The sequence below is a fragment of the Desulfobulbus rhabdoformis genome, assembly GCF_016919065.1.
In the GTDB taxonomy this organism is placed as follows: Bacteria; Desulfobacterota; Desulfobulbia; order Desulfobulbales; family Desulfobulbaceae; genus Desulfobulbus; species Desulfobulbus rhabdoformis.
In genome coordinates this window covers 84338-111108 of sequence record NZ_JAFFQA010000009.1, presented here as the reverse complement: position 1 = coordinate 111108, position 26771 = coordinate 84338, and the positions used below count along the sequence as shown (strand labels likewise).

22 protein-coding genes and 5 tRNA genes are annotated in these 26771 nt (G+C 51.6%); 7 read left to right on the top strand and 20 right to left on the bottom strand.

The features are described from left to right. Positions 1 to 2: 2 nt before the first annotated feature. Positions 3 to 857 carry a hypothetical protein gene (locus JWJ90_RS06905; RefSeq protein WP_205226465.1) on the top strand — a complete coding sequence of 285 codons (855 nt, stop codon included), beginning with the start codon at positions 3 to 5 and terminating at the stop codon, positions 855 to 857. 222 nt (positions 858 to 1079) lie between these two features. Here JWJ90_RS06905 and JWJ90_RS23170 read toward each other — a convergent pair whose 3' ends face one another. The 9 genes from JWJ90_RS23170 to JWJ90_RS06860 all read right to left on the bottom strand — a co-directional run bounded on the left by JWJ90_RS23170 (position 1080) and on the right by JWJ90_RS06860 (position 9322). After that, the gene (locus JWJ90_RS23170; RefSeq protein WP_338032295.1) at positions 1080 to 1541 is read right to left on the bottom strand and encodes an SH3 domain-containing protein; all 462 of its coding nucleotides are present in this window, start codon (positions 1539 to 1541) and stop codon (positions 1080 to 1082) included. A gap of 391 nt (positions 1542 to 1932) precedes the next feature. Continuing rightward, positions 1933 to 2880 carry an ABC transporter substrate-binding protein gene (locus JWJ90_RS06895; RefSeq protein ID WP_240194794.1) on the bottom strand — a complete coding sequence of 316 codons (948 nt, stop codon included), beginning with the start codon at positions 2878 to 2880 and terminating at the stop codon, positions 1933 to 1935. Continuing rightward, entirely contained in the window at positions 2877 to 3629 is a 753-nt protein-coding gene (locus JWJ90_RS06890) for an ABC transporter permease (RefSeq protein ID WP_205226463.1), read from the bottom strand. The genes JWJ90_RS06895 and JWJ90_RS06890 overlap by 4 nt, the downstream gene beginning before the upstream one ends. Beyond that, a complete protein-coding gene (locus tag JWJ90_RS06885) occupies positions 3626 to 4369 on the bottom strand; it encodes an ABC transporter ATP-binding protein (protein ID WP_205226462.1) in 744 nt (247 codons plus the stop codon). The genes JWJ90_RS06890 and JWJ90_RS06885 overlap by 4 nt, the downstream gene beginning before the upstream one ends. Positions 4370 to 4386: 17 nt before the next feature. Beyond that, positions 4387 to 5205, bottom strand: a complete 819-nt coding sequence (thiD, locus tag JWJ90_RS06880; RefSeq protein ID WP_205226461.1) for a bifunctional hydroxymethylpyrimidine kinase/phosphomethylpyrimidine kinase — start codon at positions 5203 to 5205, stop codon at positions 4387 to 4389. A gap of 37 nt (positions 5206 to 5242) precedes the next feature. Beyond that, positions 5243 to 5917 carry a thiamine phosphate synthase gene (thiE, locus tag JWJ90_RS06875; protein ID WP_205226460.1) on the bottom strand — a complete coding sequence of 225 codons (675 nt, stop codon included), beginning with the start codon at positions 5915 to 5917 and terminating at the stop codon, positions 5243 to 5245. A gap of 6 nt (positions 5918 to 5923) precedes the next feature. After that, on the bottom strand, positions 5924 to 6730 hold the full coding sequence (gene thiM / locus JWJ90_RS06870; RefSeq protein WP_205226459.1) for a hydroxyethylthiazole kinase: 807 nt from the start codon (positions 6728 to 6730) through the stop codon (positions 5924 to 5926). Between the two features lie 249 nt (positions 6731 to 6979). Further along, a complete protein-coding gene (locus tag JWJ90_RS06865; RefSeq protein ID WP_205226458.1) occupies positions 6980 to 7630 on the bottom strand; it encodes an HAD family hydrolase in 651 nt (216 codons plus the stop codon). An 81-nt stretch (positions 7631 to 7711) separates the two neighbouring features. After that, positions 7712 to 9322 carry a protein adenylyltransferase SelO gene (locus JWJ90_RS06860; protein WP_205226457.1) on the bottom strand — a complete coding sequence of 537 codons (1611 nt, stop codon included), beginning with the start codon at positions 9320 to 9322 and terminating at the stop codon, positions 7712 to 7714. A gap of 108 nt (positions 9323 to 9430) precedes the next feature. Between JWJ90_RS06860 and JWJ90_RS06855 the strand changes: the two genes are divergently transcribed. Then, positions 9431 to 10384 (top strand): DMT family transporter, encoded by a 954-nt coding sequence (locus tag JWJ90_RS06855; RefSeq protein WP_240194793.1) that lies wholly within the window; start codon positions 9431 to 9433, stop codon positions 10382 to 10384. 299 nt (positions 10385 to 10683) lie between these two features. Here the strand turns inward: JWJ90_RS06855 and JWJ90_RS06850 are convergent, their stop codons facing one another. The 11 genes from JWJ90_RS06850 to JWJ90_RS06800 form a co-directional block, all read right to left on the bottom strand. Beyond that, positions 10684 to 11103, bottom strand: coding sequence for a bacteriohemerythrin (locus tag JWJ90_RS06850; RefSeq protein ID WP_205226456.1), 420 nt, complete (start codon positions 11101 to 11103; stop codon positions 10684 to 10686). 265 nt (positions 11104 to 11368) lie between these two features. Next, positions 11369 to 11445, bottom strand: a tRNA-Asp gene (locus JWJ90_RS06845). Positions 11446 to 11454: 9 nt separating this feature from the next. Further along, positions 11455 to 11530 (bottom strand) — tRNA-Val (locus tag JWJ90_RS06840). 170 nt (positions 11531 to 11700) lie between these two features. After that, positions 11701 to 11777: transfer RNA gene (locus tag JWJ90_RS06835), tRNA-Asp, on the bottom strand. 8 nt (positions 11778 to 11785) lie between these two features. Further along, positions 11786 to 11861: transfer RNA gene (locus tag JWJ90_RS06830), tRNA-Val, on the bottom strand. Positions 11862 to 11988: 127 nt separating this feature from the next. After that, a complete protein-coding gene (lon, locus tag JWJ90_RS06825) occupies positions 11989 to 14406 on the bottom strand; it encodes an endopeptidase La (RefSeq protein WP_205226455.1) in 2418 nt (805 codons plus the stop codon). 7 nt (positions 14407 to 14413) lie between these two features. Next, on the bottom strand, positions 14414 to 15691 hold the full coding sequence (gene clpX / locus JWJ90_RS06820) for an ATP-dependent Clp protease ATP-binding subunit ClpX (RefSeq protein ID WP_205226454.1): 1278 nt from the start codon (positions 15689 to 15691) through the stop codon (positions 14414 to 14416). Positions 15692 to 15693: 2 nt separating this feature from the next. Continuing rightward, complete coding sequence (clpP, locus tag JWJ90_RS06815) at positions 15694 to 16296, bottom strand: ATP-dependent Clp endopeptidase proteolytic subunit ClpP (protein ID WP_205226453.1); 603 nt, start codon at positions 16294 to 16296, stop codon at positions 15694 to 15696. Positions 16297 to 16379: 83 nt separating this feature from the next. Further along, entirely contained in the window at positions 16380 to 17702 is a 1323-nt protein-coding gene (gene tig, locus JWJ90_RS06810) for a trigger factor (protein WP_205226452.1), read from the bottom strand. A gap of 121 nt (positions 17703 to 17823) precedes the next feature. Then, positions 17824 to 17909, bottom strand: a tRNA-Leu gene (locus tag JWJ90_RS06805). Between the two features lie 125 nt (positions 17910 to 18034). Then, positions 18035 to 19279 (bottom strand): MFS transporter, encoded by a 1245-nt coding sequence (locus tag JWJ90_RS06800; protein ID WP_240194792.1) that lies wholly within the window; start codon positions 19277 to 19279, stop codon positions 18035 to 18037. A gap of 293 nt (positions 19280 to 19572) precedes the next feature. Here JWJ90_RS06800 and JWJ90_RS06795 point away from each other — a divergent pair, with 293 nt between their 5' ends. From JWJ90_RS06795 to JWJ90_RS06775, 5 genes are all read left to right on the top strand, one after another. Beyond that, positions 19573 to 20580: a YhdH/YhfP family quinone oxidoreductase gene (locus JWJ90_RS06795; RefSeq protein WP_205226451.1), complete on the top strand. Its 1008-nt coding sequence runs from the start codon at positions 19573 to 19575 to the stop codon at positions 20578 to 20580. Positions 20581 to 20733: 153 nt separating this feature from the next. Beyond that, positions 20734 to 23238 carry an AMP-binding protein gene (locus tag JWJ90_RS06790; protein ID WP_205226450.1) on the top strand — a complete coding sequence of 835 codons (2505 nt, stop codon included), beginning with the start codon at positions 20734 to 20736 and terminating at the stop codon, positions 23236 to 23238. Positions 23239 to 23369: 131 nt separating this feature from the next. Continuing rightward, complete coding sequence (gene ppnN / locus JWJ90_RS06785) at positions 23370 to 24770, top strand: nucleotide 5'-monophosphate nucleosidase PpnN (RefSeq protein ID WP_205226449.1); 1401 nt, start codon at positions 23370 to 23372, stop codon at positions 24768 to 24770. Between the two features lie 262 nt (positions 24771 to 25032). Then, positions 25033 to 25992: a histone deacetylase family protein gene (locus JWJ90_RS06780; RefSeq protein ID WP_205226448.1), complete on the top strand. Its 960-nt coding sequence runs from the start codon at positions 25033 to 25035 to the stop codon at positions 25990 to 25992. A 116-nt stretch (positions 25993 to 26108) separates the two neighbouring features. Next, positions 26109 to 26765, top strand: a complete 657-nt coding sequence (locus tag JWJ90_RS06775; RefSeq protein ID WP_205226447.1) for a CBS domain-containing protein — start codon at positions 26109 to 26111, stop codon at positions 26763 to 26765. Positions 26766 to 26771 lie beyond the last annotated feature (6 nt).

Sequence of the window (26771 nt, the reverse complement as noted above, 5' to 3'; positions counted from 1 at the left end):
ACATGGAGATGTTTAATTTCTCAAGTGCTGAGAGCAAACGCATCAACCGGGCACTTGAGTTTATCGGGACAAAAGAGGTTGAACTCAAACCGTTGTTGGCAAAGGTTCTGCTCGTCAAGACAGAGAACTACATCGATGAATGTGAGCAGCTCGATGCCTATTTCGCCCGACTCGGCCTGGAGGATGGTTCGGCCCGCCTGGCCTTCAATACCAGTGCTGATGGCATGCACAAAATTTTGGTGAACAAGGAGGCGATCGTTGATCTCTCCTACATCTATTCTGTGGTCAGCCAGATCGTGCATTTGGGTAATCTAGACCAGTTTAACCGGGAGTATGGCAACATCTATCGCATGGAGGCGGATCAGGCCATAGCCGACTACTACTATGAATTTTTGCTCTGGTCCCGCTTCCAGGCAATGAAAATCGCTACCCGTGCCCATGCCCTGATCAGTTGGCATGAGGTTAATGGTGACGAACCTCCACAAGATGGAAAGTATCAATTCTCCCAGGTAGACTTTCCTGTCGAGCCGGTGGGGGATTGTCTCTATCAGCTGGTTCAAGCAGGAGGGATTGGTGCCTGGCGTGAGGGATTTTGGGAGCTCCTTGGAGAGATGGCAAGCTATTTTGGTCGCCTTGCTTTCTACCAACAGGAGGCAAATCCAGCCGCAATAGATGCTCGTTTTCCCGCAGAGCCAATTGACGAGACCATTGGCCTTGAGAACGCCTTGCTGCTCTACGGTGCCTTACAGGTATCGCGAGATTATGTGAGTTGGAAAGAGATGCGAGAAAATATTCGTCGTTCTGTGGTGGCGATGCAGGATTTCGGTAAGCAGAAGTTTGAGCAAAAAGGGGCGTGAGTGGCTGTAAAAGGCTAGGGCTTAAACTGAAGGGTGCCCTGAAAGTAGACAACAAAGGACCTGTGCCGATGGCGGCCAGGTCCTTTGTTGTCTGTATCGTTGCAACAGAGGGAGCAGTCATCCAACAAGACGAGGCTATCCCACCGTCATTTCAGCAAATGATGTATGAAAAAGAGAGCGTAGTCGTCTGAGACCGGCTTTCCCTGCGGTGCTTAAAAAATATTACTCACCAAAGACCAAATCGTCGCGAATCCAGCCGACCTCAGAGCCGCCGTGGTAATACCCCAGCTTGACCCAGTTGCCGCTCTTGCTCAAAATTTTGTAAATTTCACCCATCTCAGCAATGGCTAGAGCCTTCGATTTGACGGTTGGTTGACTACGCACGTTAGCCTTTTCTACCAGAATGACCACAGTATTAATTTTTGAGACCAAGGGTTTGTATACCCAGCCTTTGTTGTTTTGCCAATCTGTGAAAAAGACCCAGTCCTTGGATTCTTTTTCAATGGAGATGGGATATCCCAGGGGCGCGCTGAAGAGAATTTTACTTTTTGTACTGGGATTTGAACGTATGTTGACCTGATCTTTGCCGATACTTTTTGCCTCCAGGGTACAGCTCAGGCCAAGGACCAGAGGGGCAATGAGAAGACAGGCGCGAACAGTGGAGAGAAGGTTTCGATGGTGCACAAAAAACTCCTTTTCAGTTGTTTTTTTGGGTGAATGGGCTTCCGGTCGGGGATTGTACCCAAGGAGAGGGCAGTTCTTGATTGCTGAAGAAGAATGTGGACATGAGGTTATGCAGTAACTTGACGCACATCTAGATACCGTCGTTGCTCCTCCCTGTACTTTGCATGAACAATTATGCATGGAGTGTCAAACTCTCTGTAACCGGATCCCGACTGCGATACTCTATGCCAGTTGGCAGTATAAAAGTCAGCTCGTCAGAGGTCCAGGAAAAAACGAATAAAGCGAGGCGAAAACAACGGATATTTAGTCTAAGGTCCGGTCAGAAATGAGGATTTTTGTTCGAGGTCGGGTAATAAACCTCGACTCCGAAAAAGCCATTTCTGGACGGGAACTAATCTAGCTCTACAGCCCACTCCTCAAGTTGGGGAACCTTGGTGACGATCTTCTGTTTTTGAAGAAAATCGGCAAAGCGGCGATAACGCTTTTGATCCAGGGCGCCGGGGCGCAGAGCAAATCGGGGGAGGGTGTCTTTCCAAGCTCGCCGGTTGAGTTCATCATCAAGCGACTCTCGACCATGACTGACAAAGAGTTTCCAGCTTTTATCGGGATGATTGACCAGATATTGTACCCCTTCTTCAAGAGCATCGACAAATTTGCGTAGTTTGGCATCGCCCAATTGTTTTTTGTTGGCTACCAGGATGAGTTCATCGTACGCCGGTACGCCATACTCTTCGACCAGAAAGGCCTTGCCTGGACGTTTTTCAATGTCCATCTGGTTCAGCTCAAAGTTGCGAAAGGCGCCAATGACCGCATCTGCCTGACCGGTGAACAGGGAAGGGGAGAGGGAAAAGTTAACATTGACCAGCTTGACATCATCAAGGCTGAGTCCTTCCGTTGCCAGCATGGCATTAAGAAGTGCTGTCTCAAATCCACCCACAGAGTAACCGATGGTTTTACCTTTCAGGTCCTTGATGGAGTTGATTTTGCCGTTATCGAGGACCACCAGGGAGTTGAGCGGAGTGGCGACCAGGGTTGCGATGCGAACCAGGGGCAATCCCTGATCGACCTGCATCTGGTGCTGATGCTGATAGGAGACAGCAATATCTGCTTTGCCTGCGGCAACCAGTTTTGGTGGATCATTGGGGTTTGAGGGAGCGATCAGCTCCACATCAAGCCCTTTGTTTTCAAAGTAGCCCATCTCTTTGGCAACAAAGAGCGGCGCATGATCAGGGTTGACGAACCAGTCCAGAAGGACGGTCATCTTTTCACCGGCCAGAGCTGGCATGGTCTGCAACAGGGATACGCAAAACAGGGACAGCAGAAAGACAGATTTTTTCATAATGATGTTCCTTGATTGGGTTGCCAGTAAATAAGTTTATCCAACAGTCGATCAATACAGAAATAGAGAAGGAGCGATACCGCCGCCAAAAGCGCGAGGGCTGCGAACATACTGTCGATCTGCATGCGGGCGTTGGCGTGCAGCATGTAATAACCCAGGCCAGCACTAGAGCCGACCCATTCTCCCACCACGGCACCAATGGGCGCAACTGCGGTGGCTACCCGCAGACCGGAGGCAAAGCCGGGCAGGGCTGAGGGGATGACAATCGTTCGCAGTATCTCAAGTCTGCCCGCTCCCATGATCCTGGCGAGTTCAAGCAGTTCTGGTTCTGTGCGCTGCATCCCACCGTAAAATGAGGCCGTGACCGGAAAATAGATAATCAGTACAGCCATGGCCACCTTGGAGGCCATGCCGTAGCCAAACCAGAGCACCAGTACAGGTGCCAGGGCAAAGACGGGAATGGCTTGAGATATCACAAGAATGGGTAACATCCAACGCTTCAGCAACGGAGAGATGATCATGGAAAGCGCTGTGGAGGTCCCCAAAAGGGTTCCCAGGCTCAATCCCAGGAGAATCTCTGCAAAGGTTGTTCCCAGGTGACCAGCCAGGATGGAAAAATGGGAAACCAGTGCCCAGGCAACAGGGAGAGGACCTGGGAGTATATAGGGCGGAACACCGGTGATGAGCACCAGCACCTGCCAGCATACAAGCAACCCGCAGCAAAGGATCACCCCACGCAGATGGTTCATTGGGGTGCTCCCTGCATTAAGAGGGAGAGGAGATGGGCGTAGTGGGTATTGAGCAGAGTTGTCCCCGCCTCACGCGGCGGCGGTGTGTCGGGTATGAGCTCTTCCACGACCGCAATGGGGGTACCGGCAAGGACGATGATACGGTGGCCAAGACGCAAGGCCTCCATGGGGTCATGGGTCACCAAGATCACCGTTGCTCCCCGGGTTAACTCGGCTGAGAGATTTTGTAGGCGAACCCGGGTCAGCGCGTCCAGAGCGGAAAATGGCTCGTCCATGAGCAGGATCTGTCGTCCTTCCATAAGCGTACGCAGCAGGGCGGCCCGTTGGCGCATTCCGCCGGAGAGAGTGCCAGGTAATGCCGATTCGTAGCCGGAGAGCCCCGCCTGTTGGATGAGTTCACGCGCCTTTTCGTCTTGCTCTGGTGTACGTTCACGGCGCAACCTCGGGCCTAAGAGTACGTTGTCAAGCAGACTCAACCAGGGAAGCAAGAGATCATTCTGTCCCATCCAGGCAACCGGATGCTGTTCCAGGCCAGAGGAAAAGGTGATGTCGCCGCTAAAGTGCAGTGGCGAGACACCCGCGATCAGTTTTAAAAGCGTTGATTTGCCGCAGCCGCTGGGCCCCAGGATGCAGGTGGTCTGACCGCCTGCCAGGCGCAGATTCAGTTCGTGAAAAAGAGGTTTGCCAGCGAACGCAAGACTAATCCGCTCCAGTGAGATTTCCGGAGCCTGTTGGAACAAACTCTTTCTCCTTCTGCTCAGAAGAAGCGGTAAAAATGGTGGACCGGGCCGTGTCCCTGGCCGATGGTGTACTCGGCTCCGGCACGGATAGCACCTGCAATGTACTCTTTTGCACTGCGGATAGCCTCTTCTATGGATTCACCGCGGGCTACAAAGGAGGCAATGGCTGCACTTAAGGTGCACCCTGTTCCATGGTTGTTTCGGGTCGGAATTCGTTCACCAGGAAGGATGACAAGCCGTTTTTCAGCTCCAAGATAAAGGCAGTCATCACTGGCGCCTCCTTCGAGGTGGCCTCCTTTAATCAGTACATTGCGGCAGCCCAGGGAAATCAGTTCCATGGTGGCCTCTTCGATTGCCTTGGCGCTGGAAAATTCTTCCTGCCCCAACAGCACGGCGGCTTCAGGCAGGTTGGGCGTAATCAGCTCAGCGAGAGGGATCAGATGTTGTTTCAGGGCTTCAATAGCCTCGTCCTGGAGCAGTTTATCCCCGCTTTGGGCCACCATGACCGGATCGAGTATAATGGCGCGAACACCATAATTTTTGAGCTGACTGGCAACGGTTTCAATAAGTTCAGGGGAAAAAAGCATCCCAATCTTGACTGCGTCGACGCCTATGTCCGAGAGCACGGCCTCCATCTGGGCGGCAACAAAATCTACAGGAACGGCATGAATCCCGCTGACGCCCACGGTGTTTTGAGCGGTGAGTGCTGTGATGACACTCATGGCGTAGCAACCGTTGGCGCTGATTGTTTTTAAGTCAGCCTGGATACCGGCGCCACCGCCGCTGTCCGATCCGGCGATGGTCAGAACTCTGTTGTAGACTTTCTCGGCGTTCATGGGTTCCTTTGTACGGGGATGGTTGTGTGGGTCGCGCTTAGTACTCGCAGGGGGCAGGATGCATTCCTTTGGGGTGTTCTGCTTTAAACCGTTTGATTTCCCGGGCCAGCGAGGCGGCCGCACTGCGCGGGCAGGGGGCGCTGACAATGGCGGAGACCACAGCGACCCCGTCGGCACCAGCGCCTAGAACATCAAGCGCATTCTCGTTGTTGATGCCACCAATTCCCACCAGGGGTAAGGAGACTGCCTGCCTGATTTGACGAAGTCCTGAAAGTCCGAGAGGCGCTGCTGTGTCGGTTTTGGTCGGTGTCGTGTATACCGGGCTTATACCCAAATAGTCTGCACCAGCTCGTTCGGCCGCAAGGGCATCCTCTATGCATTCTGCGGATATACCTATAATCATGGTATCACCCACAAGCCTGCGTGCGTCGGTGATATGCATGTCGTTTTGCCCCAGGTGTACCCCGTCTGCCTGGACGGCCATGGCAACATCCAAACGATCATTGATAATCAGGGTGACGGGCTGTTCCAAGCTGTCGAGCAGGGTCTTTACGGCCCGTGCCTCTTCCATGAATTCCCTTGTATTGGCCTGCTTTTCGCGAAGTTGTACGCAACTCACCCCACCGCGCAAGGCAGCCGCCACCACATTCACAGTATCGCGACCAGAGGATAGTCGCCGGTCGGTCACCAGGTAGAGGGAGAGATCGATCATGGAGAATTAGATTTTTTCAATACGGCAACGGGACTCTACCTCTGCCGGACTGAGATTGTAGAGGGCATCGAGCAGGTGGATCATAAAACTGCCTGGTCCTTTTGCCTCCCGGCCTGCTGTTTCTCCGGCAATAGCAAAAAAGGCGAGACCGGTTGCTGCTGCAGAGACCGGATCTTTGTCCACAGCATGAAAGGCACCAAGAAGTGCAGAGGCTGAACAGCCGGTCCCGGTAACATAGGGCATGAGCGCATGCCCTCCATGGACACGAAAACTCCTTAGGCCATCCGTGACCAGGTCGCTTTTGCCTGTAATGGCCAGGGTGGTCCCAAGTTCGCGGGCGAGCTCAATGGCGACTCCTGTAGTCTCCTCAATACTGTTGACGCTATCCACCCCTTTTGAGCCAAAATTCAGCCCCCGGAGTGCGAGAATTTCAGAGGCATTGCCACGAATAATACTCACCCAGGTCTGGGCTAAAATTGCCCTAACCGCGTTGGTCCGTAACTGGGTGGCACCGGCACCCACCGGATCAAGAATGATGGGCTTATCAAGCTCCACGGCCCGGCGACCGGCTTTTATCATGGTGTTGACCCAGCTGTCCGTCAAGGTGCCGATATTGAGCACTAGACCACTGGCCAGGTCCACCATCTCCTCAACCTCACTGTCTGCATGGGCCATGACCGGTGAAGCACCGGCAGCCAATAATGCATTGGCTGTATAGTTCATGACAACAAAGTTGGTGATGTTGTGAATCAAGGGTTTGCTTTCCCTGATTTTTTGCAGATTGTCAGCAGTTTTTCCGGCAAATTGGGTCATGTCTGGCCTCTGGCGGTCATAGTAAAGCAGGGAGAACTGAATGGATCATTCAAGCCACCCCAGCAAAAAAACAATCGGCAGAACAGGCTCTCCAGAATAAAAAATTGGCGCAACGAAGAGAATGGGGCAAGGGCCTCTGCCGCAAAGCTTAATCTCTGTGTATAGAAAAACTAACCCAGAGTGTCAAGGTGAACCTCGTTGCGGGAGTGGCTTGCTCAGAGATGCCTGGCTCTTCGCCAGGATTTCTCGTCAGAGTGGGGATGGGAGCTGGACCCTCTGGGCAATGACGGTGTGGGCAGGGAAAAGAGACTCCTTCCCAGGAGGAACAATGCCAAGAAAGTCTAAACCATTCTCCCGGGCTGCCTGGTAATCTGCCATGGCATCGCCAACAAAAAGACAGGAAGTTGGGGAAAAGGTATACCTCTGTAGAATATCGGCCACCACCATTGGCTTTTTACGTGGAGAACCATGCACTTCAACAAAATATTCGTGAAGACCTTTGGCCTGAACAATTGCGTTCATCTCATCATGAGGAGTACCTGAGACAACAAAGCAGGGGATGGTTTGTGCTTTGAGCAACTGTAAGGTTTCCGCAGCCCCCGGAATCAAGGGGGCTGCGATAACGGCATCGCGCACCATATCAGCAAATTTCTCACACTCGAGTGCAATGAGAGTCTCTTCAAGTGGGCGGCCTACAAACTGGGCATAGCAGTGGCGTATTTTGTCGTGTCGGGGCATGCCGCCGTTTTCGAGATGATAGTTGACCACGGCCTCCTGAACCTCAGGTCCGAAGGAGGTGAACAGGGTGCGAAAGGCTTCGATTTTGACTGCGGTCGAATCTGCGATCACCCCGTCGAAATCAAAGAATACAGCCTGCCAGTTTTTTGCTTCTTGTACCATGCTCTGTTCCTCTTCGCCCAACCACGCTCCTGAAACGGAGTCGGGTGCAGGAATTAATTTGTTTTTTGTCGATGGATGCTTTTAAGAACTACACGAGAGCATCGAACAGCCCGGTCTATACCTGGCCCATTCCGGACGTTTACGGGCAAACTCCTCCATATCCGGTTGTTCCTCATAGGGATGGCGTAACACCTCAAGCAGTTTATTTACAAGAGAAAAATCACCTTCTCCCACTTTATCAATTGCGAGTTGGGCAAGATAATTGCGTAAAACAAATTTGGGATTCACCAGGTTCATGCGCTCCTTGCGTCCTCGCCCGGCTTCAGGCTGCTCACAGAGGCGATTTGCGTAACGGGCAAGCCACTGGCTAAATTTTTCACGAATATTTTCGTCAAGTTGTTTGGGTTGATAAAAAGCGTCCATAAGAGGTGCCAGACGATCCTGATCACGATCGACAACAAGGGGGACCTCCGCAAGTTTTCTAAAAAAATGCGTCATATCCGTTTCGATCTGGGGAAGGAGCGCCAGGAGGTCTTCCACCAGGCGCTGATCAGTTGCGGGAATAAACACCTGTAATCCCAGTTTGTTGGCCATCATTTCCTGCCAGGACTGGGTGAAGAGATGAGGATACGAACGAAGGATCTCTTCGAGCGGAGCGCTCTGGGCAATCAGCGGATGAATGGCATCGGCAAGTCTGGCAAGGTTCCAGTGTGCGATCTGTGCCTGTCTGCCGAAGCAGTACCTCCTGCCCATGGCGTCGGTGGTGTTGGGAGTCCAGGTGGGATCGTAATCCTCAAGCCATCCATAGGGGCCATAGTCAATAGTGAGTCCCAGGATTGACATGTTGTCGGTGTTCATAACCCCATGAACAAAGCCCACTCGCAGCCACTCGACCATCAGCTGAGCCGTGAGGCGGCAGACATGCTCAAACCAGGCAAGAATATGCTCTGGAGTCGCTGGAGCAAACTGGGGGAAATGATGATTGATGGTGACTTCGACAAGCTGTTTCAGTGTCGTGAGATCGCCTCGAGCGGCTAAAATTTCAAAATTGCCGAAACGGAGAAAAGAGGGCGCAAGGCGACAGACCACCGCACCTGGCTCCAGGGCGGGGTGCCCGTCATAGAACATATCCCGCATGACCGATTCGCCGCTGAGTATTAGGCTGAGCGCGCGTGTAGTCGGCACTCCAAGATGATACATGGCCTCAGAGCAGAGAAATTCACGCAGGGAAGACCGCAGAACCGCCAGGCCGTCTGCGCCGCGGGAATAGGGGGTGGGGCCAGCGCCTTTCAGTTGCAGCATCCAATGTTCCCCCTGCTGATTCACCACCTCGCCAAGGTTGATAGCGCGTCCATCACCGAGTTGGCCTGCCCAGTTCCCAAATTGATGCCCGCCGTAACACATGGCATGGGAATCCATGCCAGGAAGCAGAGTATTTCCGGAGAAGATTTGAGAGAAGGCTGGTCTCGCAACATCTTTTGGTTGAAGATCGAGTAAGGCGGCCGCCTCTTTCGAGTAGGCAACGAGTTCTGGTGCCTGCACAGGAGTAGGCTGAACCCTTGAGTAGCATGCCTTTTCAACCTGGCGCCTGGTATTGGTGGTCTGTGCATCGGCTGGCAGTTCTCGGGTAAAACGGTTGTCAAAAACTAACTGCTCAAGAGAGCGATGAGATACGTTAAGTGCTCGAGTCATGGTTTCCTCCCATGTGGGTGCCGCTGGGCGGTCAACTCAAAGGAGAGCCAGCAGCATAAACTTATCCTCATCGGAAAAACAAAATCTGTTCACCACGAGGAGAAGAGCTTGTCAGTACAGGTGATTCAGAGTAATCCACAGCCCATGAATACGTTGAAACCTTATATTGCTGGTATTGCCGTGGTCTTTATCTGGTCCGGCTGGATTACTCTTTCTCGTTTCGGTGTGCATACTCAGTTGCAACCATCTGATATCACGATGCTTCGTTACTGGACAGCGTTTATACTAGTTGCTCCGGCGGTGTTTCGTTACCCCTGGCGTCGCTACAGCCTGTTCCAGTATCTTGTGATTGGACTTGGGGTGGGGTTTCCCTACACCATGCTTTCCTTTTATGGGTTAAAGGTCATTAACGCAGCCCATGCCGGTGTTCTTGTCAATGGTATGCTCCCGGTCATGGGAGCTGTGATGGCCTGGCTTGTCTTCCACCAGAAAATAGCACTTCACCGCTACGGAGCCATTGGTCTGATTTTTTTATCCAACCTTGTTATGACAGGAAATTTTTCAGTCTCAGGGAGCCAGCTTACAGGAATGTTCCTGCTTTTGACTGCCGCTCTCTGTTACACCTTTCACATGACTGGCATCCGACTCTGGAAAATTAACTGGCAGGATGTGTTAGTGATTGTTCCTGTGGTTAATGTCCTGATATTTACACCTTTATGGTTTGTTTTTCCCTCGGGAATAGCAGAAGCTAAGTACCACGATATGGCAGTTCAGGCGGTTTATCAAGGGGGGATCGTCAATGTTATTGCGCTTATGTGTGTGGCCTATGCCATTCGTCATCTTGGCACTATTCCCGTTGCCTTGTTCATGTCCTTTGTTCCGGTGACTACTGCCGTACTGGCCTGGATCGTGCTCAAGGAGAATTTAAGTCCCTGGGAAATAACAGGTATTGTCGGTTGCTCTCTTGGTTTGCTTTGGTATGCGCGAGAGCCGGGGAAAGTTAAGCAGAGGGGAAGGGGAAAGAATACCGAAGAAGAAAAGGTGCTTGCTCAAGGTAAGTGATTGCGGAGGGCAAAGAGTGCGGCTAGGGAGGTCGCAGACGTAGATTCGTGCCCATCCAGAAACGGTCTATTTGGGGGCGGGGCTTACCCGGAGTCTACGCTTACCTGGAGTCTTCGCTTACCTCCGAGGATAAAATTTTAAGCGTGACGAGGTAAGCGCCAGACTCCGGGGGATTGGCAGAAAAAGCAATTATTCAAGATTCCCTTCAGTTTTGGTCGGCCCCTAGATACGCCTCGACACGGGAAATATCTTTGGTGAGAAGGAAAAACAAAGAAGAGGAATATGTGCCGGAGAAAACCTTAGGCGGCTACCCGATGAATAACAGCTTCACGGTAGGCCCGCCCCAGCACTCTGTCCTCATTTTGAATATGATCAACAAAAATTTCACGCAAAATATGAAATATTCCGGTGTTTTGTTTGGGGAAATTTGATTCAAGCCCATGGAGAAAGGCGTGGGCTTTCATCATGAGCCGTCGATGCTCTGCATGATGGTCGGCCATGGACTGATAGTGAATCGAGGCCATGTATTTTTCTTCGTTTTGAAAATGGAATTCAGTAAAGGCTACCAGTTCATGACAGTGCTCAATGACCTCATGAGGACTCGCCCCTTTTCTCAGGGCAGAATACATAACATTGATCAGTTCGAGCATGTGGTGGTGTTCCCGGTCAATTTGGGCAATGCCGGTCAGATATGATTTTTTCCAGACAAATGTTTCCATAACAAAATAAAAGCAAAAGAAAACCCCTTTGCCGAATTGGGGGGAACCAAGCACAGCAAAGGGGTTGTTTGGTGAGGTGAGCCCGTGTTGAGCGATCCTCTGCTGTGACTTGTACACCTTTTTAAAATCTTCAACAATTAAAATGTGTTGCCTTGCTAAAAAAAAATAACTTGAATCCGTGACGGCGGAAAAACGTTGAACAACGTATCCTTTATTCAGGAATAAAAAAAGGGTAGCTGGATTTCTCCAACTACCCTCTATATACTGGCGGGGCCGACGAGACTCGAACTCGCGACCTCCGGCGTGACAGGCCGGCATTCTAACCAACTGAACTACGACCCCAGTATGGTATGGTGGGCGAAACAGGGCTCGAACCTGTGACCCTCGGCTTGTAAGGCCGATGCTCTCCCAGCTGAGCTATTCGCCCCAGCAAATGCGAAAATTATACTTGAATCCGCTCGCTTTGTCAATCTATTTTTTGTTATGGTTTGCTGAAACTTTCTGTATCCTCAGTGAGTTATGAAGAGGCAAACCATTTTTCCTCCCGCCTTGAGGGAGAAAAGGGTAGCTGGATTTCTCCAACTACCCTCTATATACTGGCGGGGCCGACGAGACTCGAACTCGCGACCTCCGGCGTGACAGGCCGGCATTCTAACCAACTGAACTACGACCCCAGTATGTATGGTGGGCGAAACAGGGCTCGAACCTGTGACCCTCGGCTTGTAAGGCCGATGCTCTCCCAGCTGAGCTATTCGCCCCAAAGTGTGCGGGTGTATATATCAGGGACCAGCAACTACGTCAATTAAAAAAGTGTGTGCTCGATGAAGAATTTCCAGGGTTTCCATGCTTCGTTTGAGCAAACCTCTGGCGCTGTTGCAAGGCAACTCAGTGAGCTGGTGTATTATGCGAGGAAAGGGTGAAATCTTTATAAACCGAGTCCATGGGGACGTCTTTAAAAAGAGGTTCCTCTTCCTTTAATACAAGTGCTCGCTGGAGTACGTCATCCACATCATCGACCAGGTCGATGGAGAGGCTATTGCGTATTTTTGCAGGAACATCTTTGAGGTTTCGTTCGTTTTCCTTTGGAATCAAAACATGGGTTATGTTGCCTCTCTTGGCTGCCAAAAGCTTTTCGGTCAGCCCACCGATGGGCAATACACGACCCCGCAGGGTGATTTCACCGGTCATTGCCAGGTGGCGATTGACGGGCAGCTTGAGGATTGCCGAAACGATTGAAGTCGCTATGGTTATGCCCGCAGAGGGACCATCCTTGGGTATTGCACCTTCCGGCACGTGAATATGGATGTCGATTTTTTGATAAAAATCTGGTTCCAAGCCTAGCCTGATTGCCCTTGAACGCACATAGGTCATCGCTGCCTGCGCAGATTCCTGCATGACATCGCCAAGCTTTCCGGTAATGGTCAGTTTTCCATTCCCTGGCATGATCGTGGCCTCAATCTGGAGCAACTCGCCTCCGACCTCCGTCCAGGCCATTCCAGTAGAAAGTCCGATTTCATCACGTGCTTCGGCCAGGCCATAGCGGTATTTGGCAACACCAAGATAGCGCTCGATCGACTGGGGAGAAATACGGTATTTCTTCTTCGGTTCCTGATTTTTTAACCGGTCGCGGGCGACCTTACGGCAGATACTGGCAATGGTCCGCTCCAGTCCACGGACACCGGCCTCTCGGGTGTAGCGGCGAACGATTTCCAAGACCGATTTATCGTTTAAGGAGATGTCGCCCTCTTTGAAACCATTGGCCTCCAGTTGCTTGGGCAGGAGAAAATCCTGACCGATACGCAGCTTTTCTTCTTCGGTATAGCCGGTCAACTGAATAATTTCCATACGGTCCTGAAGTGGCCCAGGGATACCGTGCAGGTTATTGGCAGTCGTGATGAAAAAGACCTCGGAGAGATCGTAATCCACATCCAGATAATGGTCATTGAAGGCATAGTTTTGTTCCGGATCAAGAACCTCCAAGAGAGCAGCCGATGGATCACCGCGGAAATCAACAGACATCTTATCGACTTCATCCAGGCAGAAAACCGGGTTGATTACTCCGGCTTTTTGCATGGAATGGATGATTTTTCCAGGCATGGCTCCGATATAGGTACGTCGATGACCTCGGATCTCAGCTTCGTCCCGAACGCCACCAAGGGAGAGGCGAACAAATTCGCGGCCCATGGCACGGGCAATAGATTTGCAGACCGAGGTCTTTCCCACACCAGGGGGACCTACAAGACAGAGGATCGGGCCACGGATTTTTTTGACCTGCGCCTGAACAGCCAGGTACTCGAGGATACGTTCCTTGGGCTTTTCAAGGCCAAAGTGGTCTTCATTGAGCACAGCCTCAGCCTTGTCAATGTTGATTTTGGAGCGTGATTTCTTCTTCCATGGCAGGCTGAGGATGGCATCGATATAGTTGCGAACCACCGTGGTCTCGGCCGACATGGGGGGCATTTGCCGCAGCTTTTTAAACTCTTTCTGGACTTTTTCTTTAACCAGCTTGGGCAGACGCTTTTTATTGATCCCTTCCTCGAGTTCGCTTAAATCATCGCCGCCTTCGTTTTGGCCCATCTCGTCCTGAATGACACGCATCTTTTCGGAGAGATAGTAGTTGCGCTGTGTAACCCCCATCTTTTTCTTGACCTTGGAATGAATGTCCCGCTCCATTTCGGAGAGTTCCATTTCCCGGTACAAAATTTCAAGGACCTTGGAGATGCGTTGGGGCAAAGAAACAATTTCAAGAATTTCCTGCTTCTCTTCGGTGCGAAGCTGAATGTGCGAAGTGATCAGGTCGACCATTTTCGCCGGTTCTTCAAGGGAGGTGATCGATTTATGGACTTCCCGGGGCAGCTTTTTATTTGCCTGGGAGTAGAGATCAAAAGCCTTGCGCATTTCACGCAGGTAGGCAGGAACCTCAGCCTGGTCTACATTTTCATCTGGTGCTTCGACCAGGCGAACCGAATAATAACTTTCTTCGGTTTCGCCGCCCTCGAAGGCCCCGACGATGATCGCTCTTTTCTTCCCTTCGACCAGTGCTTTGATTGTCCCATCGGGAAGCCGTAGCAATTGCATGACCGATGCCAGGGTGCCAAGCGTATAGAGGCCATCCTGCTCAGGATCATCAATCCGTGCATCCTTTTGCGTAACCAGGAAAATATTGGAACGATTTTCCATGGCCGCCTCAAGCGCCTGGATCGATTTTTTCCGGCCAACAACCAGTGGCGCAACCATACCCGGGAACAAGACGATGTCCCGCAGGGGCATCAACGGATAGGTTTCAGCGGTCAGTTCGCTCATAGCTTTCTCAGGCAATTTTTTTGGTTTCAGTATTATCGTAGAGGATGACCGGATATTCACCCTCGGTGATTACCTGCTCATTGATAACACACTCGGTGGCGCCTTCATCGGAGGGTAACTCATACATGACCTCAAGCATGCATTCTTCCATAACCGAACGCAGGCCACGTGCACCGGATTTGCGCTCCAGGGATTTTTGGGCAATCGCCTTATAGGCCCCTTCCGTAAAGCGCAAGGTCACTCCCTCGTACTCAAAGAGCTTCTGATACTGTTTGCTCAGCGCATTTTTCGGTTCTTTAAGGATGCGGATGAGATCCTCTTCTTCAAGCTCTCTCATGGTGGCAATGACGGGCAGACGTCCAACCAACTCCGGAATCAGTCCGAATTTGAGGAGATCTTCTGGTTGGATGGAGGCAAGGAGCTCCCCGGTCGTTTGATCCTTCTGGCTCACGACTTTCGCGCCAAAGCCAATGGCCTTGGTTCCGGTTCGTCGTTTAATCACCCCATCCAGGCCGACAAAGGCTCCGCCCACAATAAAGAGGATGTTGCTGGTGTCAATTCGCACCAGTTCCTGCTGCGGATGTTTGCGTCCTCCCTTGGGGGGCACCGAGGCCATGGTTCCCTCAATGATTTTCAGGAGTGCCTGTTGTACGCCTTCACCGGAAACGTCACGCGTCAGTGAGGCTGAATCGGATTTACGGGCGATTTTGTCGATCTCGTCGATATAGATAATTCCCCGTTGGGCCCGTTCGATGTCATAGTCAGCCGCTTGCAGCAGGCTGACCAGAATATTTTCAACATCCTCACCCACATAGCCTGCCTCGGTCAAGGTGGTGGCATCGGCGATGGTAAAGGGCACATTGAGCAGTTTAGCCAGCGTCTGGGCAACCAGGGTCTTGCCTGATCCAGTGGGGCCAATGAGGATAATGTTGGACTTTTGCAGTTCAACTTCATCTTCGGCCTCACCAGCATTTACCGGGGCGTTAATGCGTTTGTAATGATTGTGGACCGCTACCGAAAGAACCCGTTTGGCCTGCTCCTGACCGATGACATACTGGTCCAGGTAGGCATTGATTTCTTTGGGCTTGAGGACCTGCTGGCTGAATTCAGCCTGAGGAATTTCCTCGTCGGTGGATTCAGCCATGATTTCGTTGCACAAGCCAATGCATTCATCGCAGATGTAGACATTGGGACCGGCAATCAGTTTGCCGACTTCTTCCTGGCCTTTGCCACAAAAGGAACAAACGCAGGCAATGTTGTGCTCGTCTTGGAAATCGTTGCTCACTCTTACTTCTCCCCGCCGAGTTCCTCACGGCTGGACAAAACTTTATCGACTAGACCATACTCACAGGCTTCAACCGCACCCATGAAGTTATCACGTTCGGTATCGGTTTGAATTTTCTTGATTGATTTGCCGGTATGTTTTGCAAGGATAGTGTTGAGATCGTTACGGGTGCGCAAAATCTCTTTGGCATGGATGTCAATATCCGTGGCCTGTCCCTGAAATCCACCGAGCGGCTGATGAATCATGATACGCGAGTTGGGCAGGGCAAAACGTTTACCTGCAGCCCCTGCGGCCAGAAGCAATGCACCCATGGATGCTGCCTGACCCATACAGAGGGTCGCCACATCGCAGCGAATGTACTGCATGGTATCATAGATCGCCATGCCAGAGGTAACAGAACCACCTGGTGAGTTAATATAAAAGGTGATGTCTTTGTCCGGGTCATCAGCCTCAAGAAACAGCATCTGAGCGACAATCAGGCTGGCCACATCATCGTTGACCTGCGTGCCGAGAAAAATGATGCGTTCCTTGAGCAAACGGGAATAAATATCAAAAGCCCGTTCACCACGCGGACTCTGCTCAACTACCATGGGGACTAAGTTCATGCGTGTTTCTCCGAAAAACTCATTGTGGCGGCGAATCGCAGGATCCGCCGCCGAAAGGAACTGGCAAGGGGAAAGGGGCCTGATCAGGCTTCGGTCGCGGGAGCTTCGGTCTTGGTGGGAGCAACTTCTACAAATTTAGCGTTGTCACGCAGGAAGTTGAGCACCTTCTCGTTGTGCAGTTCGTTCATGAACGGCAGAATCTCCTCACGACGTTTGAAATAGCCTTTCACCTCGTCAAGACTCATGTTGTACTGGTCGGCAATTCGCTGATAACCGCGCTGAATATCCTCGTCAGCAATTTTGATTTCTTCAACCTCAGCAATCTTTTTGAGGAGGAAATCTCCCTTCACCCGTTTTTCAGCAACTTCTCTGTTTTTCTCGACCAGTTCTTCAAGATTAATACCGGCAGACTCAAAGGACAAGCCGCTACGCTTCAAATTTTCTTCAGTCTGTTTCAACATTTCCTGAATTTCATAGTTGACCAGACGTTGCGGAACCTCAAGCGGGTTGAGCTCAATGAGCTTATTCATGATCTTGTCGTCGATATCACCCTGCTGTGCTTCTTCTTTGGATTGGGTCAGACGCTCACGAATGTCCTGTTTGAGATCGTCAAGGGTGTTGAGCTCGGGTTTGATGTCTTTGGCGAACTCATCGTCAAGTTCCGGTTTAACACGAACTTTGACATCTTTGATATCCACTTTAAACTCAACGTTTTTGCCGGCGAGCATGGGGTTGGGGTAATCACCGGGAAAAGTGATTTCGTAGAGGGTCTTGTCCCCTTTTTTCAGGCCGATAAGTTTTTCCTCGAATTCCTTGCCCAAACGATTCATGCCGATGTCAACGTTGAAGTTCTCGTTTTGAACTTCCTTCATGGCCTTGCCATTGTGGAATCCCTGAAAGTCAACGACGGCGACATCGTCAGTGGCCAGAGCATGTCCCTCTTCAGCGGTCTGCAAAGCAGACTGGTGACGCTGCAGCAGGTTCATCTCATTGGCTATCTCATCATCTGTGACTTCGATGGAAGCTTTTTCAACCTCCAACTCTTTGTACTCGTTGAGATCAAAAACAGGTTTTATATCAACCATGGCGACATAGACGAAGGTGCCGTCATCGGGAAACTTGTGCTCGGTAATCTCCGGGTGAACCACGGTGTCCAGTTTTTCCTGCTCAACCGCGTCGAAGTAGGTGTCCTGGACCAGCTTCTCGCCCACCTCACCTTCAACCTGCTCTTTGAAATTTTTAACAAGTACGGATTGCGGAACCTTGCCACGGCGGAAACCCTTAAGCTTGACCTCTTTATTGATCTTGGCGTAGGCTTTCTCCAGAGCCGGGCCAACGGTTTCCTTCGGGACGGTGATGGTCAGTTTTCTAGTCAGCTCTGAATGATTTTCGACGACGATTTCCATGGACAGCGGTTCCTTTTGTTCGTGTTTCCGCAGCGGTACCCCGGCGGCGTGATTATTTGTGCGCTCGCGCACTCGTTTATGTGTGCGTGCTGGATTTCTTGAAAAGAGACAACAGGTAAGCTGGTGCGAGCGGGGGGAGTCGAACCCCCATGAGCATAGCTCGCTGGATCCTAAGTCCAGTGCGTCTACCAATTTCACCACGCTCGCAAGTTGTGTCAAACTTCAATCAATAACCAGATTAGCAGCACTCGTCAAGGGATAGCTGGCAGGAAAAAGTTGAATGGCAAACAAATTTGAAATCCTGGCAAATAATGTCAGAAAGGGACATGAGCTCAAGAGGTTGCGTTGGTTTTTACCTCTGAAGAGTCTGTTCGAATAAGCGTTGCAGCCCAAAAACTCAGGGTTGCAATTGCAAGTGCTGTCAGCCAGAAGGCAGCATGCATCCCAAAGAAATCAAGACCAGCGCCTGCGAGGAGCGCTCCGGTGAATACGCCTGCACTCATTGCCAGGTTGAAGACTCCCATCATCGTGCCATGTCCATAGTGTGCTCTGCCTTCTTCCACCGCATAGGCGCCTAGAACAGGCCAAAGAACGGCCTCGCCCAAACCAAGGAAGAGATAGGTAGCGACCATGGTCCCGAACGAGTGGATGAAGGGGATACAGACAAGAGCCAGGCTCGTACAGATCGCGCCAAGCAGCAGAAGGGGGATCTTCTCGTGTCGATCGGCCAGCTTACCCATGGGATACTGCAGTACAGCGTTCATGAGGGTGCGGCTGGCTATGACCATGCCGGTTTGCATCCCGGTGCTGCCGGGCCAGTCCTTCATAAGCACCGGCAGAAATGCCATGGTTGGGACCATCATCAGCACGGTGGCAAAACGTGCTAAAAGAATTCCCATGGTCCGTTTTCGTCGAATCATGGCCTGCATGCTGACCCAGAGACCAAGGGGTGGTTTACGTTCGATCGGGCTGCAGGAGGGCAGGGTGGTAATAACCAGAAGAAAGGCGGCGAAACAAAGCACGGCCATAATATAAAAGACAGAAGGTATGCCCCATATATCAGAGAAAAAACCGCCCACTATCGGTCCACAGCCTATACCGCAAAAAATGGCGATGTTGATGATTCCCATGGAGCGCCCCTCTTGGCCTGGAGGGGCCAGGAAACTGGCATAGGCCATCGCCACAGGGACAATCATAGCCGCGCCTATCCCCTGAAACAGGCGAATATAGATCAGGTGGGGAACATTGGTGGCCAACGGAATGACCAGGCCGACAATGCCGTAAATGAGAAGACCGGCCATGAGAAACCCCTTACGCCCCCAGCGATCGGAGACGTTGCCCACCAGCGGTTGCAGTAGACCACGGCTTAAAGAAAAGGCCGCGGTAATGAGTCCCAGGGTAAATCCTGTGGCCCCCAGTGTTGTGGCCAGCACAGGCAGGACAGGAATAACTATACCGACCCCCAGAAGTGCAATGAATACCGAAAGGACCACAGTGATAAGAATCGGATTGGGCATAAATACCGGGGGAGCAGCCTGGGAGCGGCGGGGGAAGGGGAGAACCTGATTTGATTTCATTTTTTCTTCTTACCATCCCTCAAAAGGAAATACAAACTCCTGCTGGAAGGGAGGTCCGGGGGGCAGGTTTTGTAGCCGCCACCTGAGGCGAGCTGAAAACTGGTCATTGAGCACAAATAAAGAAATCTTTTTTCGTATAGAGAGCCGTCTGTAGTTGAATAAGGTGAATAATTTCAATTTATTGTTGTTGATATTGTTAAATTTCGTCCGGTTGCTCAACCTGGCGAAACCACGTATAGTGAAAAGACTACTTTTTGTCACCCAAGCGATGAAATCTTAACAGGGAGGAATCCATGGAAGAGACCTGCTTCAAGGCTTTGATCGTCACCGAAAGCGAGGATAAAAAGTTTACCCGAACTATTGGCCAACGGAGTGTGAGCGAGTTACCGGAAGGAGACATCCTGATCCGTGTCTCCTACTCTTCTCTTAACTATAAGGATGCGCTCTCAGCCTCCGGTAACAAAGGGGTTACCCGCAGATATCCGCATACACCTGGCATTGATGCCTCGGGCGTGGTGGCCCAGAGCAGTGATACTCTTTTCAAGGAAGGCGATCTTGTCCTGGTAACCGGCTTTGATCTGGGAATGAACACCAGCGGTGGTTTTTCTGAGTATATTCGCGTGCCTTCTTCCTGGGTGGTCCCTCTGCCAGAGACCATGAGCCTGCGCGAAGCCATGATTTACGGAACCGCCGGTTTTACAGCAGCACTCTCCTGCTACCGTCTTATTGCAAACGGTGTCCTGCCTGAGCAGGGGCCGGTTTTGGTGACCGGTGCCACAGGTGGGGTCGGCTCCATCGCGGTGGCGCTTTTAGCGAAATCCGGGTATGAGGTGGTCGCCGTAACCACCAAGGCCAAAGAAATTGCCTACTTGCAGGAAATCGGGGCCAAAGAGGTGCTCTCTGCGGTTGAGGCCGACGATCAGAGCGGACGTCCACTGCTGAAGCCACGCTGGGCTGGTGTGGTGGATACCGTGGGCGGGAATATTCTCAGCACAGCCATTAAAACCACCCGATACGGCGGGACCGTCACCTGTTGTGGCAATGTGACCTCGGGCGAGCTGCATACCTCGATTTACCCGTTCATTCTCAAAGGGGTAAGTCTTTTGGGAATAGATTCGGTAAACTGCCCAAACCCCTTGCGAACCGGTGTTTGGAAAAAGCTTGCCAACGAATGGAAACTGGACCATCTGGACACCATCACAACGGAGCTGCCAAGTCTGGAAGCCTTGGAGGAGCGGATTAACCTCATCTTAGAGGGCAAGAACAGGGGACGGGTCATCGTTCGTATCTGTGCGGACTGACCCGGGGGGAGAGCGTTGGGCCTGATGATGCAGGCAACCGAGAGACGGGGAAAGACGCGCATCTGAAATTTCTAGGCGACAAAATATTCTGATCGTGTAAAAACACCATCTCCCTGATTAGAACCTGAATCTGTGAGGCACAAGAACAAATATATGAGCACCACCCTTCTGAGCGATTACCAAAAACCTGCTCTCGTCGTCCCCGGGCAGAGCCTTTCCTATTCACAACTTCTGCAGATGGCCCATGGTTATGGGGCTCTTATTCCAGAAGCAGCAGGGGGAAGGGTCCTGCTCTATTCTGAAAATAGGCCTGAATGGGTGTACAGTCTCTACGCTATCTGGCAGGCAGGGGGCACGGCTGTTCCCGTTGACTTCCAGGCAACAGTGGATGAGGTCGCTTTCATTCTTGCTGATTGTCGGCCAGTCGTGCTTTTTTGTTCAGCAGAGCGTCGTACTGTCTTGGAGGAAGCCTGCAGCCGCCTTGATTACACACCGGTTTTGCACGTTTTTGAAGAGTTGGATGTGAGCTCTGAACCGACAGATGTGACGCCCATTGTGGCTGAAGATCCAGAAAAAACTGCTTTACTGATTTATACGTCCGGCACAACCGGCAGCCCCAAAGGGGTCATGCTCTCCTATACCAATCTTATCGCCAATATCGAAGCTGTCACTCTGGGAACGCCCATTTATACCAGCCAGGAACGGGTACTGATGCTGTTACCCCTGCATCATATTCTCCCCCTGCTGGGGACCGTAATTCTGCCCTTGCAGATAGGGGCCACGGTAGCGCTCTGTCCCACTTTGGCAGCAGCCGATATTTTGAATACCCTGCAGCAGAATCAGGTCTCCATCGTTATCGGGGTCCCCCGCCTCTACAGCCTGATCATGAAATCGATTCAGGACAAGATCGCCGCCTCCAAGCTGGCGACCCTGCTTTATTTCCTGGCCAAAAAGGTCAGTAATCCCCATTTCTCGCGCTTACTCTTTGCTTCGGTCCATCGAAAATTTGGAGGGCATATTAAGTACCTGGTCAGTGGCGGAGCCGCCCTTGATCCCGAGGTTGGGCAACAGTTCACAACCCTTGGTTTTGAGGTGCTGGAAGGCTATGGCATGACTGAATCCGCGCCAATGATCACCTTTACCAGGCCGGGCCAGGTGCTGATCGGTTCTGCTGGCAAGGCCATGAGCTGTACCGCCATTGAAATTCGAGACGGGGAAATCGTAGCCTCCGGGGCCAATATCATGCAGGGATACTGGAACAGACCCGAGGAGACTGCAGAGGTGCTGAAAGGGGGGTGGCTCTATACCGGTGATTTGGGGTATCTGGATGCAGAGGGGCGACTCTTTGTTACCGGCCGCAAGAAAGAGATTATAGTCCTCGCCAACGGCAAAAACATCAATCCAGCCCTCATTGAGCAGGAACTTGAGGCCCGTCATCCAACTATTGCCGAGATAGGTATTTTTTTTAAGGATGATCAGCTGCAGGCAATCATTCGCCCCAACCTGGTCCTTATTCGTGAACAGGGGATTGCGCAGATTGATGCATATTTCCGCTGGCAGGTTATTGATGCCTATAATAAAAAAGCTTCTCCGGCCAAACGGCTGCACCGATTTACACTGGTGGAGTGCGAGTTGCCCCGGACTCGCCTTGGCAAGCTCAAACGGTTTCAACTCCCGGAGCTTGTCAGCGCCCGTGAGGAGCAGCGAAGTCACTCAGAGCAACCACAGGGGCAAGAGTTCCGCATCCTTCAGGACTTTCTTGAAACGCAGACCTCGCGTATGATCGCAGCCGATGATCACCTGGAGATCGATGCAGCACTGGACTCCCTGGACAAGGTCAGTTTGCTTGTTTTTATCAAGCAGAGCTTCGGCGTGGAAATAGCCGAGGAAAAACTGATGCAAATCCCGACCCTGCGTCAACTGGCCACCTTTATTGCCGAGCGCAAAGATAGGGTGGCCGTTGAGCTGATTAACTGGCGGGAAATTCTCAAGGAGCGTGTGGATACAGGGCTGCCCCGTACCTGGGTGACCATCAACTGGATTAAAAACTGCAGTCGGCTGTTGCTGGGGTGTTATTTCCGTTTTCGCACCGAAGGTCGGGAGCACATCCCCGATTCCCCCTGTATCATCACCCCCAACCACCAGAGTTTTATCGATGGACTTCTGGTGGCCGCCGGGTTGAAAAATTCGTTAATGCAGCGAACATGTTTTTATGCCAAGGCCAAGCATTTGCAGAACCGCTGGCTTCGCTTTGTTGCCGATCGCAATAATGTCGTGATAATGGATATTCACGCAGACGTGCGCCAGTCAATTCAAAAGGTTGCAACCCTGCTTCAAAACGGCAAAAACGTGATAATTTTTCCGGAAGGAACCCGGACCCGGAATGGTGCTCTGGGCGAGTTTAAAAAAACCTTTGCCATTCTCAGCAAAGAACTCAATGTCCCGGTGGTCCCGGTGGCCATTCGCGGTGCCTTTGAAGCCCTGCCATCGGGCTCCCTTCTCCCCAAACCATTCCGTAAAATATCGGTTTGTTTTCAACCGCCGGTCTTCCCCGAAGGCCACTCCTACGACTCGCTCAAAGAAATGGTGCATGAACAGGTGCAGCAGTGTCTTGTCCAATCCGAGCAAACACTCCTCTCTCAGGGACAACAGTCTTGAAATTTGCTACAATCAACACGAGTCACAAGGTTTTATCCCTGCATTATACTGACGGCAGGAGACCAACTCAAAGCGTCTTTTTCACGGTTCTGTGCGAAAGCGAAATATTTTTTTCTGTGCAAGGATTTTTCATGCAACACAATGTTGTCGATGCCCGTATCAGTCCTAACGGCAGTCTGGATGTGCTTTCACGTCTGGAAGTGACCAAGCTGCTGAACGCAAGCCAGGGGGATCTTTACCCCTTGTTTCGGAACAGTTCGCTTGCGGTGCTCAACTATGGCGATCATTTGGATGATGGTCGTGAGTTGCTCAAGCGGTTTGAAGATTTTGACATTCGCGTCATCCAGGAAGAGCGCGGCATAAAACTGGCGCTGCGCAACGCGCCTGCAAGCGCTTTTGTCGATGGCAAGATGATTCGTGGCATCAACGAGCACATCTTTGCCGTGCTCAGAGATATTGTCTACGTTGATGACACCATCAACAACAATCCCCGCTTTGATCTGGCGACAAGCGATGGCATTACCAACGCGGTCTTTCATATTCTGCGAAATGCCCGCATCATGCGTCCCCGGACCAATCCGCATCTGGTGGTCTGCTGGGGCGGTCACTCCATCTCCCCCACGGAATACGATTACAGTAAAGAGGTCGGCTACCGGCTGGGGCTGCGTGAGCTTGATATCTGTACCGGTTGCGGCCCCGGTGCCATGAAGGGCCCGATGAAGGGGGCGACCATCGGCCATGCCAAGCAGCGCATCTACAACGGCCAGTATCTGGGGATTACCGAACCGGGAATAATTGCCTCGGAATCCCCCAACCCCATTGTCAACGATCTGGTGATTATGCCGGATATAGAAAAGCGACTGGAAGCCTTTGTTCGTCTTGGCCATGCGGTTATTGTCTTTCCCGGAGGCGTGGGGACGGCTGAGGAGATTCTCTACATCTTGAGCATCCTTCTTGACCCGGCCAACTCCCGTATCCCCACTCCGCTCATCTTCACCGGCCCTGCCGAGTCTGCCGGCTATTTCGAGCAGATAGACCAGTTCATCACCCAGACCCTGGGACCGGCTGCCCGCCAGATGTATCGCATCGTCATTGATGGCCCGGAAATAGTGGCCCACCTGGTGAAAGAGGGGATTGAGCAGGTGCACCAATTCCGACTCAAGACCGATGACGCCTTTTATTTTAATTGGCTTTTGAAGATCGATTTATCACTGCAGCTTCCCTTTGAGCCCACCCATACAAATATGCATGCTCTTAACCTGCACCGGGAGCAGCCTCCCCATCTGTTGGCCTCCAACCTGCGGCGGGCCTTTTCCGGCATTGTTACCGGGAATGTCAAAGATGCCGGTATTCGAGCCATTGAGGAGCATGGTGTCTTTGAGATATGTGGCGATAAGGAGATAATGGAGCCTCTGGATAGTCTCTTGAGTGCCTTTGTCGAGCAAAATCGAATGAAGCTACCGACAAGCGGCTATAATCCCTGTTATCGTCTTACGAGCCAGGAAGCAGGCAGCGAAGATCGGATGAAATAACAAGGGGATTGTTCAATTTTGGAACTAGCTGTTGTCTGTTTTTAACCGTTTGCTCTCCGCTCTTTGTTGGGAATCCCCCATTCAAACAGGACTATCGAATTGCCCAAAACCTTCAAAAACGGTTACCCGCAGCTCTGAAATACGCCTCTTAGTGTTAAGAACCACTTCGTTTTTCAGGTAAAATACGGTAAGGAAGGAGAGACAAGTGAAGGATGGTTGCCCCTGTTTTCATCCCTTTTGCACCTGACTACCCAACTGCGTAATGGAAAAAGATTATCTGTTAACCATTGTCACAGATCCCGCCTTTGATCTCCATGATACCGGAGGTGGTGAGCACCCTGAAGTTCCGGAACGGATGCAGGTGATCACCGAACAACTCCGAAACAGTCATTTTGCTGATCAAATTCGCTATCTTCCCACCCGACCTGCCACGCGGGAGCAGCTGTTGACCTTTCATACCGAGGGATGGCTGTTTCGTTTTGAAGAACAGGTGCTCTCCGGTCGAACTTACATCGATCACCCCGATAATCAGGTGTGTTTTCAATCCTATGATATAGCGATCCTTTCAGCAGGTTCTGGCCTGGTTGGTGTCGATGCCATTGAGTATGATCCTGGTTCCATAGTTTTTTGTCAGACACGTCCACCGGGCCATCATTCCGAACCGAATCAACCCTATGGCTTTTGTTTTTTTAACAACTGTGTCATTGCGGCACGCTACTGGCAGAACCAATACAATCGACGTCGTGTCTGTGTGTTCGATTTTGATGCACATCACGGTAATGGCATTCAGACCGCCTTTGAGGAAGAGGGGGAAACCTCGTATATTTCCATCCATGAGCATCCCAGTTTCAGCTATCCAGGTACCGGCTGGGCAGAGGACAAGGGAATCGGAGAAGGCAAGGGGACCATACTTAATCTGCCGCTGCCGCCCGGTGCAGGGGCAAAGCATGTATATCGCCTCTTGCCGAAAATCAGAGATTTTTTAGATTCGATCCAACCCGATGCCCTGGTTATCGGTGCCGGGTTTGATGCTCACCGTTTGGATGACATGTCCGGACTGGCGTTTACCGTCGATCTCTATCGACATCTTGGAGTCTTTGTCCGTGAGTTGGCACGTGACTACACGGAAGGCCGTTTGCTCTCTATTCTGGAGGGCGGGTATTATTTGGAAAAACTTGGTGTGTGCGTTGAGGCCTATCTGTCGGGGCTGCTAGAGGCTTGAGGGAAGCTTGAAGAGGTGTTTTTTCTTCCTATCCCAATCTCAAGAGAAAATGATTCAAGTGACCAGAACATCGTGATACTTACTCAGCGAGTAACCGAAGGGAGTCTTTTTTAGTTATGTTTATTCACGATCATATGACGCCGTCGCCGATTACGGTTATGCCGGAACAGACTGTAGCCGAGGCAATAGAAGTACTGGAGCGATACACCATACGCCATCTGCCGGTGGTTGATAAAGAGGGGACGCTTTTGGGGATCCTTTCCGACCGCGATCTGCGTTCGGCCAGGCCTTCTTCCGTTGCCCGGAGCAAGGAACGGGGCACGGTGGAGCAACAGGTCAACTGTACGCCGATTTCTGTTCTTATGAGCCGTGATATACTTTACCTCCGGCCCCACACGACCCTGGATGACGCATTAATCCTGTTTCAATCGCGCAAAATAGGGGCATTGCCGGTGGTGGACGATGATGAGAAGCTGGTGGGGGTGTTTACCACCGCTGATCTGATGAACGCCTACCGCGATCTGTTTGGCCTGGGCGCCAAGGGATCGGTCCTGGTGTCCATTGAAGATAACGATGACCCCCAGGCCTTAAGTAAACTGGTCAAGATCATGGAAGAGAAACAGGTCCAATTTACCCGGCTTGTCCGAGCCGAAGGCAATGACACGCGCTCAGCCATGATTTATCTGCGGATCAATACCTATAACGTACGTGCTGTTTACCGGGCTATTGAGGCCGAAGGGTTTACCATTCATGTTCCGGAAACATCGATTTAAACGAGG